The sequence below is a fragment of the Bdellovibrio sp. HCB185ZH genome (assembly GCF_047302455.1).
In the GTDB taxonomy this organism is placed as follows: Bacteria; Bdellovibrionota; Bdellovibrionia; order Bdellovibrionales; family Bdellovibrionaceae; genus Bdellovibrio.
On sequence record NZ_CP178624.1, the window covers coordinates 1324426 to 1341730 of the forward strand.

19 protein-coding genes are annotated in these 17305 nt (G+C 46.4%); 14 read left to right on the top strand and 5 right to left on the bottom strand.

The window, feature by feature from the left end; translation table 11 throughout:
• Position 1: 1 nt before the first annotated feature.
• Complete coding sequence (odhB, locus tag ACLSU7_RS06455) at positions 2 to 1318, top strand: 2-oxoglutarate dehydrogenase complex dihydrolipoyllysine-residue succinyltransferase (RefSeq protein ID WP_413294738.1); 1317 nt, start codon at positions 2 to 4, stop codon at positions 1316 to 1318.
• A gap of 486 nt (positions 1319 to 1804) precedes the next feature.
• The gene (locus tag ACLSU7_RS06460; RefSeq protein WP_413294739.1) at positions 1805 to 2608 is read left to right on the top strand and encodes a hypothetical protein; all 804 of its coding nucleotides are present in this window, start codon (positions 1805 to 1807) and stop codon (positions 2606 to 2608) included.
• Positions 2609 to 2610: 2 nt separating this feature from the next.
• On the opposite strand, the gene ACLSU7_RS06465 is transcribed toward ACLSU7_RS06460, so the two are convergent.
• Positions 2611 to 3507, bottom strand: a complete 897-nt coding sequence (locus ACLSU7_RS06465; protein ID WP_413294740.1) for a LysR family transcriptional regulator — start codon at positions 3505 to 3507, stop codon at positions 2611 to 2613.
• Positions 3508 to 3616: 109 nt separating this feature from the next.
• Between ACLSU7_RS06465 and ACLSU7_RS06470 the strand changes: the two genes are divergently transcribed.
• From ACLSU7_RS06470 to ACLSU7_RS06500, 7 genes are all read left to right on the top strand, one after another.
• A complete protein-coding gene (locus ACLSU7_RS06470; RefSeq protein WP_413294741.1) occupies positions 3617 to 4027 on the top strand; it encodes a DoxX family membrane protein in 411 nt (136 codons plus the stop codon).
• A 7-nt stretch (positions 4028 to 4034) separates the two neighbouring features.
• Positions 4035 to 4823, top strand: a complete 789-nt coding sequence (locus ACLSU7_RS06475) for an SDR family NAD(P)-dependent oxidoreductase (RefSeq protein ID WP_413294742.1) — start codon at positions 4035 to 4037, stop codon at positions 4821 to 4823.
• 312 nt (positions 4824 to 5135) lie between these two features.
• Entirely contained in the window at positions 5136 to 6545 is a 1410-nt protein-coding gene (gene lpdA, locus ACLSU7_RS06480; RefSeq protein ID WP_413294743.1) for a dihydrolipoyl dehydrogenase, read from the top strand.
• 93 nt (positions 6546 to 6638) lie between these two features.
• Complete coding sequence (locus tag ACLSU7_RS06485; protein ID WP_413294744.1) at positions 6639 to 7490, top strand: radical SAM/SPASM domain-containing protein; 852 nt, start codon at positions 6639 to 6641, stop codon at positions 7488 to 7490.
• 224 nt (positions 7491 to 7714) lie between these two features.
• Positions 7715 to 7960 (top strand): hypothetical protein, encoded by a 246-nt coding sequence (locus tag ACLSU7_RS06490; protein ID WP_413294745.1) that lies wholly within the window; start codon positions 7715 to 7717, stop codon positions 7958 to 7960.
• Positions 7961 to 8051: 91 nt separating this feature from the next.
• Positions 8052 to 8339, top strand: a complete 288-nt coding sequence (locus ACLSU7_RS06495; RefSeq protein ID WP_413294746.1) for a helix-turn-helix domain-containing protein — start codon at positions 8052 to 8054, stop codon at positions 8337 to 8339.
• Positions 8340 to 8479: 140 nt separating this feature from the next.
• Positions 8480 to 8752, top strand: a complete 273-nt coding sequence (locus ACLSU7_RS06500; RefSeq protein WP_413294747.1) for a hypothetical protein — start codon at positions 8480 to 8482, stop codon at positions 8750 to 8752.
• On the opposite strand, the gene ACLSU7_RS06505 is transcribed toward ACLSU7_RS06500, so the two are convergent.
• The 4 genes from ACLSU7_RS06505 to ACLSU7_RS06520 all read right to left on the bottom strand — a co-directional run bounded on the left by ACLSU7_RS06505 (position 8724) and on the right by ACLSU7_RS06520 (position 11768).
• Complete coding sequence (locus ACLSU7_RS06505) at positions 8724 to 9797, bottom strand: ATP-grasp domain-containing protein (protein WP_413294748.1); 1074 nt, start codon at positions 9795 to 9797, stop codon at positions 8724 to 8726. The genes ACLSU7_RS06500 and ACLSU7_RS06505 overlap by 29 nt on opposite strands.
• 45 nt (positions 9798 to 9842) lie before the next feature.
• Positions 9843 to 10586 carry a hypothetical protein gene (locus ACLSU7_RS06510; RefSeq protein ID WP_413294749.1) on the bottom strand — a complete coding sequence of 248 codons (744 nt, stop codon included), beginning with the start codon at positions 10584 to 10586 and terminating at the stop codon, positions 9843 to 9845.
• Positions 10587 to 10819: 233 nt separating this feature from the next.
• Positions 10820 to 11266 carry a hypothetical protein gene (locus ACLSU7_RS06515; RefSeq protein ID WP_413294750.1) on the bottom strand — a complete coding sequence of 149 codons (447 nt, stop codon included), beginning with the start codon at positions 11264 to 11266 and terminating at the stop codon, positions 10820 to 10822.
• Positions 11267 to 11339: 73 nt separating this feature from the next.
• A complete protein-coding gene (locus tag ACLSU7_RS06520) occupies positions 11340 to 11768 on the bottom strand; it encodes a hypothetical protein (RefSeq protein ID WP_413294751.1) in 429 nt (142 codons plus the stop codon).
• Positions 11769 to 11966: 198 nt separating this feature from the next.
• On the opposite strand from ACLSU7_RS06520, the gene ACLSU7_RS06525 reads away from it, so the two are divergent.
• From ACLSU7_RS06525 to ACLSU7_RS06545, 5 genes are all read left to right on the top strand, one after another.
• Positions 11967 to 13274 (top strand): hypothetical protein, encoded by a 1308-nt coding sequence (locus tag ACLSU7_RS06525; RefSeq protein ID WP_413294752.1) that lies wholly within the window; start codon positions 11967 to 11969, stop codon positions 13272 to 13274.
• A 7-nt stretch (positions 13275 to 13281) separates the two neighbouring features.
• Positions 13282 to 13980, top strand: a complete 699-nt coding sequence (locus ACLSU7_RS06530) for a hypothetical protein (RefSeq protein ID WP_413294753.1) — start codon at positions 13282 to 13284, stop codon at positions 13978 to 13980.
• 192 nt (positions 13981 to 14172) lie between these two features.
• On the top strand, positions 14173 to 15153 hold the full coding sequence (locus ACLSU7_RS06535; protein WP_413294754.1) for a hypothetical protein: 981 nt from the start codon (positions 14173 to 14175) through the stop codon (positions 15151 to 15153).
• Between the two features lie 159 nt (positions 15154 to 15312).
• Positions 15313 to 15843 carry a hypothetical protein gene (locus tag ACLSU7_RS06540; protein ID WP_413294755.1) on the top strand — a complete coding sequence of 177 codons (531 nt, stop codon included), beginning with the start codon at positions 15313 to 15315 and terminating at the stop codon, positions 15841 to 15843.
• A gap of 28 nt (positions 15844 to 15871) precedes the next feature.
• Positions 15872 to 17302: a hypothetical protein gene (locus tag ACLSU7_RS06545; RefSeq protein WP_413294756.1), complete on the top strand. Its 1431-nt coding sequence runs from the start codon at positions 15872 to 15874 to the stop codon at positions 17300 to 17302.
• Positions 17303 to 17305 lie beyond the last annotated feature (3 nt).

Sequence of the window (17305 nt, forward strand, 5' to 3'; positions counted from 1 at the left end):
CATGAAACAAGAGATTAAAGTTCCCGCAGTGGGCGAATCTATCACCGAGGCGACGATCGGTAGCTGGACGAAAAAATCCGGCGACTTCGTTAAGCGTAATGAAGTTTTGATGCTTCTTGAAACAGACAAAGCAAGCGTTGAAGTTGTCGCGGAAAATGATGGCGTGTTGACGATCCTTCCCGGCAGCGAAGCGGGTGCGACCGTTCTGATTGGCGCTACAGTTGCTACCTTGGATACTGACGCTAAAGCTGGCGCAGGTGCTTCGGCTCCGGCGGACAAGCCAGCAGCGGGCGCAGTACCACCTCCTCCTCCAGCACAACCGGCAGCGCAAACTTCTGCTTCTCCAGCACAGATGTCTTCTGCTCCGGCAGCATCTGGTGGTTCAAATCCAAATCTTTCTCCAGCGGTGCAAAGAATTGTGACTGAAAACCAAATCGATCCTTCTCAAGTTGCCGGCACGGGTAAAGATGGCCGTTTAACTAAAGGTGATGTTCTTGCAGCCACTCCAGGTACAGCAGCAGGCAAAGGAGCCGCTCCAGCAGCAGCTCCTTCGGCAGCACCGACAGCTAAAGCAGCGGCTCCAACTGTTGTTCCTGTAGCGACAGGTCCTTCGAAACAAGGCGATAAAAAACTTGTTCCGATGACGACGATCCGTAAGCGTATTGCTGAAAAATTGAAAGAAGCGCAAAACACGGCAGCACTTCTTACGACTTTCAACGAAATCGACATGACGAAAGTGATGGAGCTTCGTGCGAAGTACAAAGATAAATTCAAAGAGAAATTTGGTCTAAATCTTGGTTTCAACGGCTTCTTTGTCAAAGCCTCTGTTGAAGCTTTGAAAGCCTTCCCTGCGGTGAACGCATGGATCGTGGGCACGGACATCGAATACCACAACTACTATAACATCGGTATCGCGGTATCGACTGAAAAAGGCTTGATGGTTCCAAATATCAAAGACGCAGACACATTGTCTTTGGCTGGTGTTGAAGTGGCTGTTCGTGATCTGGCTGCAAAAGGTCGCGATGGTAAGATCTCTCCAAATGATTTGGGTGGCGGTACATTCTCCATCACAAACGGTGGTGTGTTCGGCTCCCTTCTTTCAACTCCGATCGTAAATGCGCCTCAATCAGCCATCTTGGGTCTTCATAAAATCCAAGACCGCCCGATGGCCGTAAACGGTAAAGTTGAAATCCGCCCAATGATGTACGTGGCTCTAACTTACGACCACAGAATCGTTGACGGCAAAGAAGCTGTTTCCTTCCTAGTGAAGATCAAAGAGCTTGTTGAAGATCCAGAAAGACTTCTTCTAGAAATTTAAAAATTTACGAACTCAAAAAACCCCGCCACAAGCGGGGTTTTTCTTTTTGAAAGGCGCCTGCCGGTTTTTTGCAAAAGGTGCCTGCCGGTTTCTGCAGAAGCACCGCGAAACCGCAGCGCTTCCACAAAAGGTGCCAGGTCCTATTTACGTATGCAGCGCATACAGGAATAGGACCTGGCACCTTTTTGACGAAAAGTTCTTCGTTATTTCAAATGCTGGCGATTGTTCTTTCGAATCTTTCGATGTCACAGTTAGAAGTTTTAGAAACCCGCGGTTAACATTCGCGGGTTTTTTTATGAGTGGCGCTTGGAAGTGCTGATTACTTTGGATTCCAAGTGGCGCTTTTGTCTTATTCATTTACAGATCTGCTTCACATCAACACCTTTTCACCCGTGGAATTTTGCCTGCGTAAAAACTTTCGACACATTCGCCTAGACTAAAGCCGCGAAACAAACGGCCGATAACTTTCCTCGTCTGGGAGGATATATGTTTTTAGATTCACGAATTCTATTGATGGGATTGGTTATGGGCGGACTTGTCGCTTGCAGCCCTAAAACAACTTACGAAAACTTTATTTCCGATCAGGGATACATTCCTTTTCAACAACCACTCTCTCAAGTTGGTGTCGGCGCGTTGCTAGCGGGTTCACCGGATCAACTGCGCATCATCTCTCCTTCAAAAACGTGCTTTCCTACTTCATATAATGGTGCAGACACGCAGCTTTACCAATCGGTTGATGCGCAACTGCCAGAGATCTCCAAAAAGATGTCGATCAGTGCTGGCATGGATGCAAACTTCTTGGCAGCCAGTGGTACTCCCTTGTTCCGACTTAAAACAAGCTACACGCAGCTAAAAACATTGGATGTGCACATTGATGGCGCTTCCATTGAATACTTGGATGAAATCGCTTTCGGTATGTGGGTCTATAGCGGTATGTCGGAAGCATGTCGCGCTTATCTGCAAAACGGTGGCAGCTTTATCCGCCAAGCGTTGCGCGTGGATAAAATGCTTTTCCAATTCAAAAACTCCAAAGGTGGCTTGATCGCGATCAACACGGATAAGATCAAAGAGATCATGGATTTCGAAGTCGATGTGAAATGGGAAATCGTCGACAACTATACGATGTCGATCACATCTCCCAAGTATGTGGGTTATCACTTAGCCAAAGTAAATCCACAGTCACCAGGCTCCATCTCTTACATCGCTAGTGATCTAACGAAAAAGGGTGAGTTCGATTTCAAACCTGTGGAAAGCTACACAAGCTACCAAGGAATGATGTCCTCTTACTAAGATTATTCCTTCAAAAATTTAGGGAATTCTTTAACGAGCGTGTCCATCAGGGCACGCACGCGTTTTGACATATAACGATTCGAAGGCGTCACGATATAAGCATCATGACCGGATTCCAGGCGATCGTTGACGACCACTTCCACCAACTCTTTGCGACGAATTGATTCCGCCACATCCCAATGCGAACGAATGGCGATACCGCCACCCGACTTTGCGACTTCAGTTAAGAACAATCCATTGTTCGAAATGATCGACGAGGAGCTGGCGATTTCATTTAGCGAAAGCCCGCTTTTCATAAACTTTCTATGTCGATGAATGCCAATCATCAAAAGAGGATGCTCTTTCAAATCCTTCACCGTCTTTGGTGTCCCGTGTTCTTTCAAATAGGCGGAACTTGCGACCATCTTCAAATAGTTCGGTCCCAACCTTCGGGCAATCATGGTGGAGTCTTCTAATGTTGAAAAGCGGATGGCCAGATCAAATCCCGCCTCAACCAAGCGCTCATAGGTATCACTGAAATGAACATCGACTTCGACCTGGGGGTGCTCTTTACGAAACTCCGTTAGGATCTTAGCGACCGGTCCCTGTGTTAAACCCCAGGGCATCGTCAAATGAATCAGTCCTTTCAGTTCATCACTATCAGAAAATTGTTCTTCCATCTCTTTGATGTCACCCAGCAGACGACGAGCCTGCGGCATCAGTGTCTTACCTTCATCCGTCAAGGCCACCGCGCGGGTCGAACGTTGAAACAGCCTCACCCCCAGATCGTCTTCTAAACGTGCGACACGCTTACTAAGAATTGAAACCGGGATGTCCATTTTGCGCGCAGCTTGAGTGAAACCCTGCGCATCGGCGACGGATAAAAAGGCCACAATGTCTTCAATATTCTGAATTTTCATTTTTTCTATTTTAGAAACAATGTTTCTCAAAAACAAGGTCTTATCATCGCATCGGAAAAGGTCTACTCTGAGAGCATCAGGACATTTCACACAGAAAAAGGAGCCCTTCATGAAACTCAACCACCAGGATTTGGCCATCTCGATTTTGCGTATCGCTTTGGGGATTAACATTTTCCTTCACGGGATCGTGCGCTTTGGCCCGAATTATTCCAAGTTCATTGCTTGGATCACAGAAACATTTAAAGATGCTCCTCTTCCCGCTTGGACGGTTCAGGCTTTCGCCTATGCGATCCCTCCCTTGGAAGCGATCATCGGTTTACTTCTGATTCTGGGGCTTTTCTTGATGCCGACAACAATCGCGGGCCTTGCACTGATGATAATGTTGATGGCAGGAAGCTGCTTGATCCAAAACTGGGAGATTGTCGGCATTCAAATGATTTATATCATGCTTTACACAGTTGTTTTATTTTTCCTTAACTACAATCACTACTCCGTTGACGTGCTAGTGAGAAAAAAATAGGTGCTTTATGAAAAAGAATAAATTGGCATTAGTCACAGGCTCCACTGCAGGAATTGGTTTCGCGATTGCACAAAGCCTGACGAAAAAAGGCTTCGATGTGATCATCAATGGTCGCACGGAAGAGCGCGTGAATAACGCAATCAATGAACTTATCAAATCTGGTGCAAACAAAGCTTCCCTTCACGGAGTAGCGGCCGATCTTACGACGACGGAAGGAATCAATAAAGTTACAGAATTATTCCCCGAGGTTGAAGTTCTGGTAAATAACTTTGGTATCTTTGAACCCAAAGAATTTGCAGACATCAGTGATGCAGACTGGGAAAAAATGTGGAATGGAAATTTCATGTCGGGCGCACGTCTTTCACGCTTTTATTTTCCGCGGATGCTGAAAAAGAATGCTGGTCGTGTGATCTTTATTTCCAGCGAGTCCGCTTTGCAAATTCCGACGGAAATGATCCACTACGGAGTTTCTAAAACGGCACAAGTGGCTTTGGCCCGTGGACTTGCCGAAACAGCAGCACGCACAAACGTCACAGTGAATTCTGTATTGGTGGGGCCAACGAAATCCGAAGGTGTAGGAACATTCTTAAAACAGTTGGCCGAGAAAGATCATATCTCAGAACAGCAGGTTGAAGAGGGCTTCTTTAAAACAGCTCGTCCCACTTCAATTATTCAGCGTTTTATTCGCCCTGAAGAAATCGGAAATGTCGTGGCTTTTCTTGCAACTGACGAAGCTTCTGCCATCACAGGCTCAGCAATGCGAGTTGAAGGCGGCCTTCTAAAAACAATGGTTTAGATTAAGATTAATGGAAGTTATTGAACACTGCGGAACCAATGCGGCCCCGCAGTGCAGTACAAAAAGGGAACTGTTACCTAGATCGCTGTCAGCGGGGTAGGCCTGCGAATTTAAGGACTTTCCTCGAATAGCCGCGCTTTATGACCGGAATCATAAATAGCTAAATATATTGAGGATATCTCGCGCCTCAAAGTGCGCCGCAAGCCGACATCAAATCAAATTAAGCCCTAAGCCTCGCCTAAAACGAACCTTACTTGGTGACCGGGAATGCTAAACTAGGTATATCTTTGAGAGTAATAAAAAGGAAACTACATGGCAGACAATCAATTTGATCTTATTGTTATCGGTTCAGGTCCCGGTGGTTATGTGGGCGCCATTCGTGCAGCTCAATTGGGACTAAAAACTGCAGTTGTCGAAAAAGACAAAACTTACGGAGGCACATGCTTAAACGTAGGTTGCATCCCCTCTAAAGCTCTTTTGGAAAGTTCTGAACACTATGTAGCAGCTCAACATGACTTCGCTGCTCACGGTATCAAAGTCCCTAAAGTTGAATTGGACTTAGGCACGATGATCGCTCGTAAAGACAAAGTTGTTAAAGCCAACACTGATGGTATCAACTTCCTATTCAAGAAAAATAAAATCACTGGCATCAACGGCTTCGGGAAAATCCTGGGAGCTGGTAAAGTTGAAGTAAAAACTGACGACGGCAACACACAAGTCTTAACGACGAAAGCGATCTTGATTGCTTCCGGCTCTGTTCCTGTGGAACTTCCTTTCTTGAAGTACGATGAAAAAAGAATCGTATCGAATACAGGTGCTTTGATCCTTCCACAAGTTCCTAAAACGATGATCGTTGTAGGCGGTGGTGTGATCGGTCTTGAGCTTGGCTCTGTATGGCAACGCCTGGGTGCTGAAGTGACAGTGATCGAGTACACAAACCGCTTGGGTGGCCCTACAGATCAAGACTGCATGAACGTGCTTAAACGTAATTTGGAAAAAGAAGGTATGAAGTTCCTTCTTTCTACAAAAGTAACTGGCTCTAACGTTGTCGCTGACGGCGTGGAAGTGACTTACGAATCTTTGACGGATGGTAAAGCAACTACGGCGAAAGCAGAGGTTGTACTAGTAGCGACAGGTCGCAAACCATTCACGAATGGCTTGGGTTGTGAAGAAACTGGCATCCAAAAAGACCCCCAAGGTCGTATCATCGTTGACAATCACTACCAAACGTCTGTTCCAGGCGTATACGCGATCGGTGACGTTATCGCCGGCCCAATGCTTGCGCACAAAGCGGAAGAAGAAGGTGTTGCCGTTGCAGAAATGCTAGCGGGCGGCGCTGGTCACGTAAATTACAACACAGTTCCAGGCGTGATCTACACTCACCCTGAAGTCGCAACTGTTGGTATTAACGAAGAACAAGCCAAAGAAAAAGGTATCGAAATCAACGTGGGTAAATTCCCATTCCTGGCAAACGGCCGTGCTCGCGCGAAGGGTTTCACGGAAGGTTTCGTGAAAATCATCGCGGATAAGACCACAGACAAGCTTTTGGGCGCGCACATGGTGGGGCCGGGCGTATCTGAGCTGATCCACGAAGTGATCGTATGCATGGAGTTCGGTGGCAGCAGTGAAGATCTTGCAAGATCCTTCCACGCCCACCCTACTTTGTCAGAAGTTGTGCGTGAAGCCGCCCTTGCGGTTGAAAAACGCGCTCGTCAGATGTAAGAGAGTTCCAAATCCAAGGCCTCTGGGATTTCCCAGGGGCCTTTTTTATTTTAAGGACCCGGCTTTATTAAACCCAAGAACCGCTTTCATAAGGTGAATATCGAGATCAGCAACATCTGCAATCTGCAGTGTAGCTTTTGTCCACCTGTGGAGCGCGAAAAGAAAATGATGAGCCTTGAGGTCTTTGAATCCGTCATCACGCAGGTGGCTCCCCTGACCGATCAGGTGACTTTGCATTTAATGGGCGACCCCTTGGTTCACCCCAAATTGGCTGAGTTCCTGGATATCTGCGAAGCTCACAAAGTCCCGGTGTTTCTGGTAACCAACGGTGTTCTGATGAATGCCGTGAAAGAAGAGCTTCTGCTTCGCCCGATTCTGCGCCAGGTGAATTTCTCCCTGCACAGTTTCCACGATAATTACGGCGACAAAGACCCGACCATTTATTTGAGTAAGATCTTTAAATACACTCGCCGTGCGATGGAAGAGCGTCCTGAACTTTATATCAATTATCGCCTGTGGAATTTGGATGACCCGATGGGTACCGGTCAACAAAACCGCTCGATGCTTGATCGTGTTTGCACAGAGTTTGGTTTCACTTTCAATCAAGACATCGATGTTCGCAGAAATAAAAGTGTGCGCATTCAAAACCGCCTGCATTTACATTTCGATACCGAATTCACCTGGCCCTCAGTGGACCTTCCCATCCTTGGAACTCGCGGAACGTGCTATGGCCTTTCCAGCCATTTTGGCGTGCTTGCCGACGGCACAGTCGTTCCCTGCTGCCTAGACAAAGAAGGTAAGATCCCTTTAGGCAACGTCAAAGAAGCCAGCATCGAAACCATCCTAGCCTCCGATCGTTCCGTAAAAATCCTAAAAGGTTTTAAAGACAACAAGCTCGTCGAAAACCTCTGCCAACGATGCCAGTACATCACTCGATTTAACTAAAGCTTCCCGCGTATCATCCATATATTAGATAGATTCAATCGAAACGTTCTAATTTTCAGAACTCACAAAATTTCCTATAAGCACTGCAACAACCACTCACTTAAGCAGGAGAATATATGAAATTCGTCATCGCACTATTAAGTCTCGTAACTATCACTACTGCCCAAGCTCACGCAGGAAATTTCACATGACGGGGTTGGCTATACCGAACTGATGGGAAAGGCATGGACCGCGCAACCGAAATCTCCCCTGACGACGGCCAGGGATACATCGCCAGCGTTGATGTTTCAGTTCACCCCGGGTTTATTTACAAAGCCGTTCCGAACAATACCGGCGGAATGGAACTTTCGATCGAAAACGAGATCTACGCTGGTAAAACCGTAGTTTTAGCACAAGCAGAAAACGCAGAATCACTGCGAGTTCGTGTTGATCGAAAATTCAACGCCGCGATTATTTGCGAACAGCAATAACTGACTTCGATTTATTGGAATGTTGTTATCCAAACGTTCTAATTTACGCAAATTTTCACTCGTTCTATATCACCCGCCATCGGAGATAATTATGGAAACGTTAGCAGCACGCTTAAAAAGAATGCGCACTTATAAAGACATGTCAGCCCAACAAATCGCAGACCTCACAGGCATTCCCGTGACGACTTATCGCGAATGGGAAAACGGGCGTCAGATCCTGGGTGAGCCCTATGAAAAGCTATCAAAGGCCTTAGACGTGACTCTGTTTGAACTGATGACGGGCCGTAAACCTAAGAACGCCGATCTTTTCCTGAAACTCGAAGAGCTGGAAAAAAATTTACGTGAACTACGCTCTGAGCTTGGGACTTTGTTAACTTGATTTTCACTTTCAAACCGAGGGCCCTCAATATCCTGTAATATTTTTCCAGGGCCCTTCGCTTCAGGGGACACTCGGCAAGATCATTGGACAAATTGTCCTCAGCCGTGGCACTCTCCGGCCTTATTGTAATTGGAGATCCCATGGAAGAATATCAAGGCGTAAATCACGTTCCCCCACGTCCACCTAAATCATTTCGCGTGACGATTGAGCTTCATAAATCGGCAAAGCGCTTGGATGTGGTTTTGTTGAACGCCCTTCGCAATCAAAAAGAAAATTTGAACCTTTTCAACATCACTCGCACGACTTTCAAGCAGCTATTCCTTGATGGTCGCATCGTGATCAAAGGCCAACGCGCTAAAGTTTCCTCCAGCGTTGCTAAAGGCATTACTTACGTAGATATCCTTGGCTACTAATGACCATCTTCCAGGCTTGCTCTAGCATCGCTAGCAGCAAGTCCTTATAGTCCCAGCCGATTCCTCGGGCGGCAATAGCAGACAGACTGTCTTGATTATCCCGCCCCGGCCTTCCCGGCCCCGTCATATTCGGTTTCATATTTAAATCAAAAAGCAGATATTCCCTGGCAGAATTTTGACGGCAATCAATTCTGATAGGCGCATGAATTTCCAACAGAGTTCCAGCCCGCTCACAAGACCTAATCGCACTCTGAATCGAAGGCTCCTGAGCTTCAACGGGGGAAAGTAAAACACTGTTCGCAGTCACCGCCACAACGCCGTTATAGGGTGCCACGCCGTCAATATGGTTCACCCGACGCACGGGCGGCAAAGCCCAGGGAGAGCCCTTCACGACGGTCTCCCCTTGAATACGATAGGTTCCGGCAGGCATCACTGTGATCGTGATCTCTTCTCCAGGTAAAAACTCTTCAGCCATCAAGGCATCCCCGAATTCGCCCGAAGCCTTCCATTTCTCAACCAAAGCTTTTAAGGCTGGAAGTTCTTTTACGACCTCTACTCCCTGGCTGCCTCGGCCCCGAATGGGTTTAATCATCATGGGAGTGGCTAAATTAAGCGACTGCCAGTTTTCCAGTTGGACGACTTCTGAAGAAGCCACCGGCAGCCCGCGCTCTCGCAAGAGTTTATTGGTCGCGAACTTATCGTCGGCCGCTTGCACATCGGATGGGCGCTGTCCTACAAATTTTACTTCAGGAAATTTTAAAGTTTCGACAGGATGGCCCACGTACAAAACTGTGTTAAGCCAAAAAATTCTGGCTCCAGCCTCGTAGGCCTTTGTAAATCCCGCTTCGTTATCAGGGAATACCCAGTCTTTATCATTTTGAGGTTCTGGAAAGGCCACGGGTGTTGCAACGAACTGCCCGCTCTCTTTTAATGCATAAGCGATATCTGCACCGCTATCACTGTAGCCACCGGGCTTGAAAGGTTTTTTAATTCCGTCGATGGCAGGAGGCGGTTCACTTTGAAAAAAGACTGCGACTTTACTCATGCCCTGATTCTAGCGTCACGCGCCTCGCGATGGCGAATAAAAATATTAAAATCGCCCTGACAAAAAGAGTTGGGGTCCCAAGTATTGATAGTTGAAATCCCCACTCCATTTACTTCCCTGAACATCGACGCCGACATAAAACCAATTCAAGGCAGCTCCTGCGCCCACGTACGTAGTAAACCACCAGTCAGTTGAAATCGTGGCATTCACGATATTCCCCTGCATGGTCATATTCGATGCCCCGATTTTATAAGCAAAGACTCCCAGATTCGAACCGACACTCCAGTTCTCGAAAATATAATATTTTGCATCTATCCCTAAAAGCGGCAACGGGGCATTGGCCGAGGCGGTCGCTTCACGACTTCCGCTGATACCACTCAGTGAGGCGCTCCCGTCGGCTTTAAAATTGATCTGCGACCACTGCACACCCGCACCCGCAGCAACCTCCCAAGTGGAGTTTTTAATAAAAGCATAGGACCAAGCGATGGGAATCACTGTGAAATTGAAATTAGTATTTACGGTCGCGCCGACCGGATAAATTTGATCGCCGATTTGAATTTGTCGATCAATAACCCGAGTGCCCGTTCGATTGAAATTAAATACTCCCAGAGTTAAGCGATTATGTTCAGACATCCGCCACATAGCATCTGCGCGGATCGTGGTTTCTTCCACATCGAGACCCAGATCTTTTTCAAGATTTACTTCGTCACCGCGCCCCAAGGTATTGTTATCCACGCGCAGCTTGGTATCAAAGGAGGGAAGAAAATATCCCAGATGGAAGATAAACATTTCCTCTCCGGGCACAGGCTCTGCATGAGCAGTTTGGAAAGAAAACTGAAATACCAAAGCCACGAAAACGAGCAAGATCTTAAACGACCGACCAGTCATGGAGATTCCTTGGAAATAATTTGTTTTAAATATTTCCACTTAAACTGAATTCGAGTTCAAGATGTGATTCTGCAGGACAAAAAAAGGGACCCATCAGGTCCCCTTTAAGTTTCAAATTCACAATGTTAACGGCCTTAGCGAGCGACTTCATCCATTGTCGTGTTCACATAGATTTTGCCACCTTTGATAGACTCCAAGGATTGTGTCAAAAGTGCGCGATCCATTTTGTACGACTTTGCATTGCAGATGCCATGAACCAGATCATCATAGTTTTTGCAAGGTTTCGGGAAGCAAGAAAGTTCGAAACCCACCGAGCTCACAAAGCTTGTTGCGTTCACAGAATCCAAAGTTTTCCAGGCATTGGCTTTTTTGTTACGGAAGTAAGCAGCGATAAGATTGACCTGTTTTTCATTCAAGTGAGAGCAGTAGAGTTTCTCACCGTCTTGAGCGCGCTCGTGATTAATCACAACAAGTTTCGCGTTAATCGTGTCTACCAAAGTGTCGACGAATTCTGGCGTGCTGGGTGCAGCAAAGGCTGAAGAAGAAACAGTCATTGCGATCATCAAAATAAGCTTTTTCACTCTAAACTCCTCGTGGGGATTAAAATTTTATCCCCCGAAGAATTAACGGATTTAAGCGAAAACCACAAGGGCATTATCTACACAGTACCGTGAGGGCAAACCATGCAGGCTTCACCGCAGGCTCCATCGGCTCTATATCCGCCGTGGGCTCATATTGATTTAAAATATCGTTTTCATAGCGAGTGCAGTCACTTTTTTTGAAATTTTTCTCGGTTGGTACGGAGTCGAAAACAGCCAACATTAAATCCATATAGGCTTCATCTGCTGCCGTCTGCGGCATATTATTTTCACGAACGACCTTGATTTCATCAGTGACACGGCGGATAGCGCGAAAACGCTCCTTATTGCTCTTAGCAAGGCTCATTTCCTTTTGCAAAAGCTCGACATAACTATCGACTTGAGCGCGCAGCGCCCGACCGCTGTTGATCGGAATCTCTCGAATGGCCGCATTTGCCGTCCCCACCAGGAACACAAGACTTAAGGTCCACTTCAAGTTTTTCATATCTCCTCCAGAGTGCTGACCGAAAAAGCAACGGTCGACTTCTTCATTTTATGACTCAGCAAACGAATTTCAATACGCACTCGCCCGAGTTTTATGACACGTCACCGCTAGGGAAAATGGGCCTTGGCCGCAGGGCATTTTGTTTGAATCTTAAAAACCGGCAATGTACCGTTTTCTCGCGCAATCTATGGAGTCATCATGCAACGTTTGATTTTGCTTCTTGTGGTTTTGGTTTCTTGTAATTTTGCCCACGCTGCTGTGTGGACGGATGTGAACGCTTGGTCACCGGCTTGGGAAGACCGCTTTTCTGAATGGGTTGAAAACAACTGGCAAATCGATTTCTTTGCCCGAAAAAAACTTCCGAATGGCCAAAGCAATCCCTATTACGGTTTACGTACGGATTGTGCTGACACGGTTTACTCCATGCGTTTGATTTTCGCTTACGAAAATAAACTTCCTTTCGTGATTCAAGATCCCACGGCTTACGGGCGCACGATTTCAAATCAAATGAAGCGTTTCGATAAGCAGCGTGAAGAACAACGTGTGAAAAACTTCCTGCTGTATATCTATGACATGGTCAGCACGAAATCAGTCGCGAACGACACCTACCCCGTTGCTATTTCCCGCAACACCGTTCGTGCCGGCTCCTTGATCCTGACAACGGCTGTGAACCATCACTCTTGGACAATCAAAGAGATGCTACCGATTGGTGTGCCTCACTTGGTTTATAACTCCACGGTAGGTCGTACTTCCGGTTCGACTTTGCAAGAGCGTCAGTCCTGGCCAAATCCTGAATGGGTTTTTGAAGGCGACCAAACTCCTGCGGGCGGCGCGGGCTTCCGTTACTGGAGACCGGTGGAGTATTTAAATCAACCCGTTTGGAAAGTTCCTGGTTACAGCGAAGAGCAATACAAAGTGCCATTGAAACGCTGGGTGAAATACGCTCAAGGCCGTCTGCAACTTCGTCGCGAAACCGATGAGCAAATGATGGCGCGTCTGTTGAAAGTGACTTGCCAAGGCTTGGTGGGCCGCGTGAGTGCGGTGAACGATGGATTGAATGCTTTACGCTCGACCCGTGGTTGCATGAAGTATGAAGATTATGACACTTATTCCACTCCCAGCCGCGATCAGCGCGTGTTTGATGATTACGTGACTTTGCGCAAAGTTTACCGCGAACTGGTTCTTGCCAATAATGCTTCCGATTTAAGCCTGGACATGCGAGTGCGCCTGAATAAAATTTATCCTTTCATCGAAGAAAGCATGGCTAGCGAAACTCGCAAAATGGCGCCAGTAGGCGTGGACGGAACTTCGGTTTGTACCACGGAAGTTATTTCGGGTCAGTATCTTGACTTAGCTGAGTTCAAGCGCAGATTATTCGCGGGACTCATCTCAAACAATCCAATGGATGAAGCGCAATACCGCTGGGGTCAGCTTCGTGGACCTTCGCAGCGTGCAAGAAGCTGTAAGTCATGGGATGTTTGGGTTCCAAATCTGAAACAGGATTAAAGGAATTATGAAAGAAATTAAGTTTAGGCACTGGTTTATTTGGGCTGCAGTACTTTTCATCTTGGGAGTAGCTGCGGATTATTATTTCCTGCATATCCTTTTTCACGAAAAACCAGTGAACAGCGGCGCAAACTCTTCGGTGATTTCTGCAGGAGAAAGCGCTTCTGCACCGAATACCGTTGTAACGGGTTCAGAGGCAGGAACCGCAACAGCGACACAAACACCTGCGGCTGTTTCTGGCAAGGATACTTTCAACGATTCATTGAAAGCCTGTGCCCCAGAAATCGCAGCCCAAGCGATCGCAACACCCGAAGCATTAATCGAATACTTGCGTAAAAGCCTGGGTGTTAAATCTGAAGAAACGACGTTGGAAAACTATCACCTAGATCAACCCGACGGCACGAAACGTCGCGTGCATGTGATCGGTGCTGATAATACGAATGCGAAATCCAAAAAGACTGTGAAGTTCTATAAATTGGATGAACAAGACCTTCCGGAAGAAATTCCTTTAAAAGCTGACGACACCGTTGAAAAGCTTTTAGCGACAGGCAAAATCACCCGCGTTGAAAAAAAGATGGATTTGAAGTTGAAAGACGGCTCATTTGTTTCTTTGGAAATGCATGATAATAAAGTTTTCCAGTTCCAGTTTAATAACCACGGCAAGGTTCTTTCTTGCCTGGGCACTGACTGCCAATGCGGCGGATAGACATTGGAAATTTGAGATTGGAAATTAGGGAATGAGGAAGGGAGCCGTTGGCTCCCTTTTTTTGGAAAATTCCAGACTCTGTTCCTTAAATCCGGACAGTTCGAAACTGATTGTTCATTTATCACTCTCAGCGGGCGGTCCGTTGGCCTCTTCCTTGCTTTAAAGTGTCGAAAGCTCTTTAGCGAGGATATTATGAAAAAATTCACTATCTTTATTTGCCTGACACTACTCTTAGCTTCATGCAACGAAACCACTGCCCGTTCCGCTAAGCCCCAACAAATACCCGAGCCTAGGCAAAGTCCTTCTCCGACGCCGAAGGCCTCACCAACACCAACGCCATCGCCGTCTCCAAAAGAGGCTGAGCATAAGAGTACGGCTCCTGTACTTCTTGAAAAAACCAAGTGCAAATTTAGCTTTCCAACTGACACGCAGAAAAACCAAGTTTACATAAGCCAGGATTGCAAAACAGCATTTATCGTTCCGATTTCTTCCGCGAAGCTTGATATTGTCCTACTAGGAGGGTCAGACGATTCTGTTTGCGATGACATTAAAGAAGAAGTGAATCGAAGCAAGAAAGATACTAAGTATTACACCGAGTACTACACCAAGAAACTCGAAGAACTGGAAGCGGAACTAACCCACGCTCTGGAAGATAAAAAAGAAGATATCAAAGAGCTAATCGAACAATACAGAATTGAACTACGCCAAGTCGTGGAAAGACATGAAAATAAGTATCACCGAACGGCAGCTATGCTAGTTCGATTTATAGTTTGTAATGCAAAAACAATAAATCTCAATGTCGAGCCATATTCGGCGGCAAATCCACACTTAACAATTGCAGCACTTCAGATGGATTCTTCGGTTATGGAATTGGCCCATAAATCCCTAATTGACGATCACACTCCTGTCATTCGCGTTCAAATACCTACTCTAGGACATGAGAGTTATCCACCGTTCGGCGCAACAAACCCAAGAGCTACCTATGCCTTTCTGAATGGCGCCCTCTCAGGAACTGCGTTAATTTCCTCAATGGCATTTTGCACAGACAAGGCTTCAAAGAGTCAGGAATTGATTGCGGCGAAATACCTTAGCATTAAGATACTAACCAGCGCTCATGCAAAATATGAAACTGGAGAATCATTTCGCATCGAGATCACTGAACAGTTGAATTAACGTTTGAGAGGGTTCGGGATTTATCCGGCCGGTGTCCGAGAATCAAGTCTTGGGGGCCGGACTAAAATCACTCAATTCACTTAAAATCGAATACGAACTCTAAAACCACTGGTATCCCGTTTGCTCGATAGCCTCTCGTCAATCTGACGAGGGGGCTCTATGAAGACTTTCTTCATCATCGCACTGGTACTCTTGACTCAGCAAAGCTGGGCAAAATTAGGTGCGTGTCCTACACATGCCGCAAATGACCCCAAAGATTTGCGGATGATTGAATTTCTCAGAGAAATAGAAGGCCGCTACGAACTTGGTAGCTGTCAAATCGAAATTCAGGTCTGCAGAGTCGCAAAAACCTCCCGCGAAATTCATGGTACCATCATCGCCGACATGCTCGTTGTCGACAAAACTGGCTTTGAGCGCTATGTCCCCTTTTATATTCCTGAGTTCGAATACTCAAAAACACATCAATTAGAAATCCAGAATTCGCGAATGCTGCACTATCGATTTCGCGACAGAAACTATGACGATGCCACGGGCCGCGACGAACGCTGGGCCGTCGAGTTCGTAAAAACCCCTGACTTGAAAAAGCTGGAATACATCGAAGTTGGATACAGCAGCCAAAACCAACGAATCAAGAAGACATCCAAGAAATGGATTGTCTGCGGCACTCAGAGAGAAAAAGAAGTTAAATAGTTTCCGAACCTATACAAAGGAGATCACCATGATAAGTAAATTGCTCGTAGGAACCGTCCTATCTTTGAGCATGGTCCAACCCGTTCATGCTGCAGCTGAAGAAAGTCAGTTCGCAGTACTGAAGCCAGAAAAGGCCTGCCAGGTTAAAGCTCCCTCCTTGGAAAACCAAGCCCCGATCTATTTTAGCAAAGACTGCAGCACTGCTTATGTTTTACCTCAAAAAACAATCAAGGCTGTTAAATCTTGGGCGAAACTTCCGGGGGCCGCGGATCGTTTTTGCAAGGAAATCCTTAACAAAAAGTCTCAGTCATTTGATTACGATGCCAAAATTGCAAGCCTGAATACGCAGCTTGATGAAGTGATTTTGAAAATTACGGATGCGCCTGTTGATAAAAAAGACCTTTACGAACTACAAATCAAAGAGATCCGAAAACAAATTGCTTACTATACAAAAAGAAAAAACGACATATTTGGAATTTACGACCTGATGCCTGCTTTACGAGTCAAGTACACGCTTGAAGATCGTATCATGCAAAACGTCGAGGCTTACCGCGTGGCAAATGCGTTGGCTGATGGCTCTAACGGTCCAACTAAGTTCACACCCGCCTTAATCACCAACTCCACGTTGGTTATTTCAAGAAAATCATCAAAGACCACAGTCGGAAAAACGATTTTGAATGTGGATTTCCCCAGCTACCGAGTGCCTGCAGTTTCAGGGGTCACCTTGGATTCCGAAGCAACTTATGTAGCTATGAACGGCGGATTGACGGGTTTGGTGGATATATCGACGTCTGCTTATTGTAACAGCAAAGACAACCGCGAGGATCTGGAAAGACTGGTCAGCGAAACGGTAGCATTGAATCTGGCCTATAAGGTCAACGTGCAAACCGGTATCAAGCTGGATGTGAATGCTACAATCAAGACGACGGACTTCCTGAATAACATCGACAGCTATATCGAGAGAGGAAAATACACTCGCAGAGACTTCACCCAAGGTGTGATCGCGGGAGGACTTGATAATTCTCTCAGCATCACGATTGACGACAAAGGCCGCCCTTACAGTTTTGACGACTACATGCAAGGCACTGCTGACGGCGAAGAGCTTTCACCTTTCGCTCGAATCATCAACAAAAGTATTCAACAGTACTTCACTCGAGCAGAAAACAAGTTAAAGCAATTGGGTATCTTCAGCGAAGAACCAATTGCCGGAGCTCCTGAAATTCAACCAGGCACAGATGATGTGGCCACGGGTACAAGACAAGTTTGCTCCAGCAGTTCAGGATTCTTCGGCATTGGCGCCTCCAGAAGCTGTAGCACCCAAACGATCTATACCAGAGTGGATCGCAATGGCGTGAGCGCGCTTACTAAAGATATCAAAGACGATTCTTGGATCACTGAACATATCACTTTAGAAGCAAATCAAACAACGACTGTGGATCACACATCCGGCTTCAATTAATCG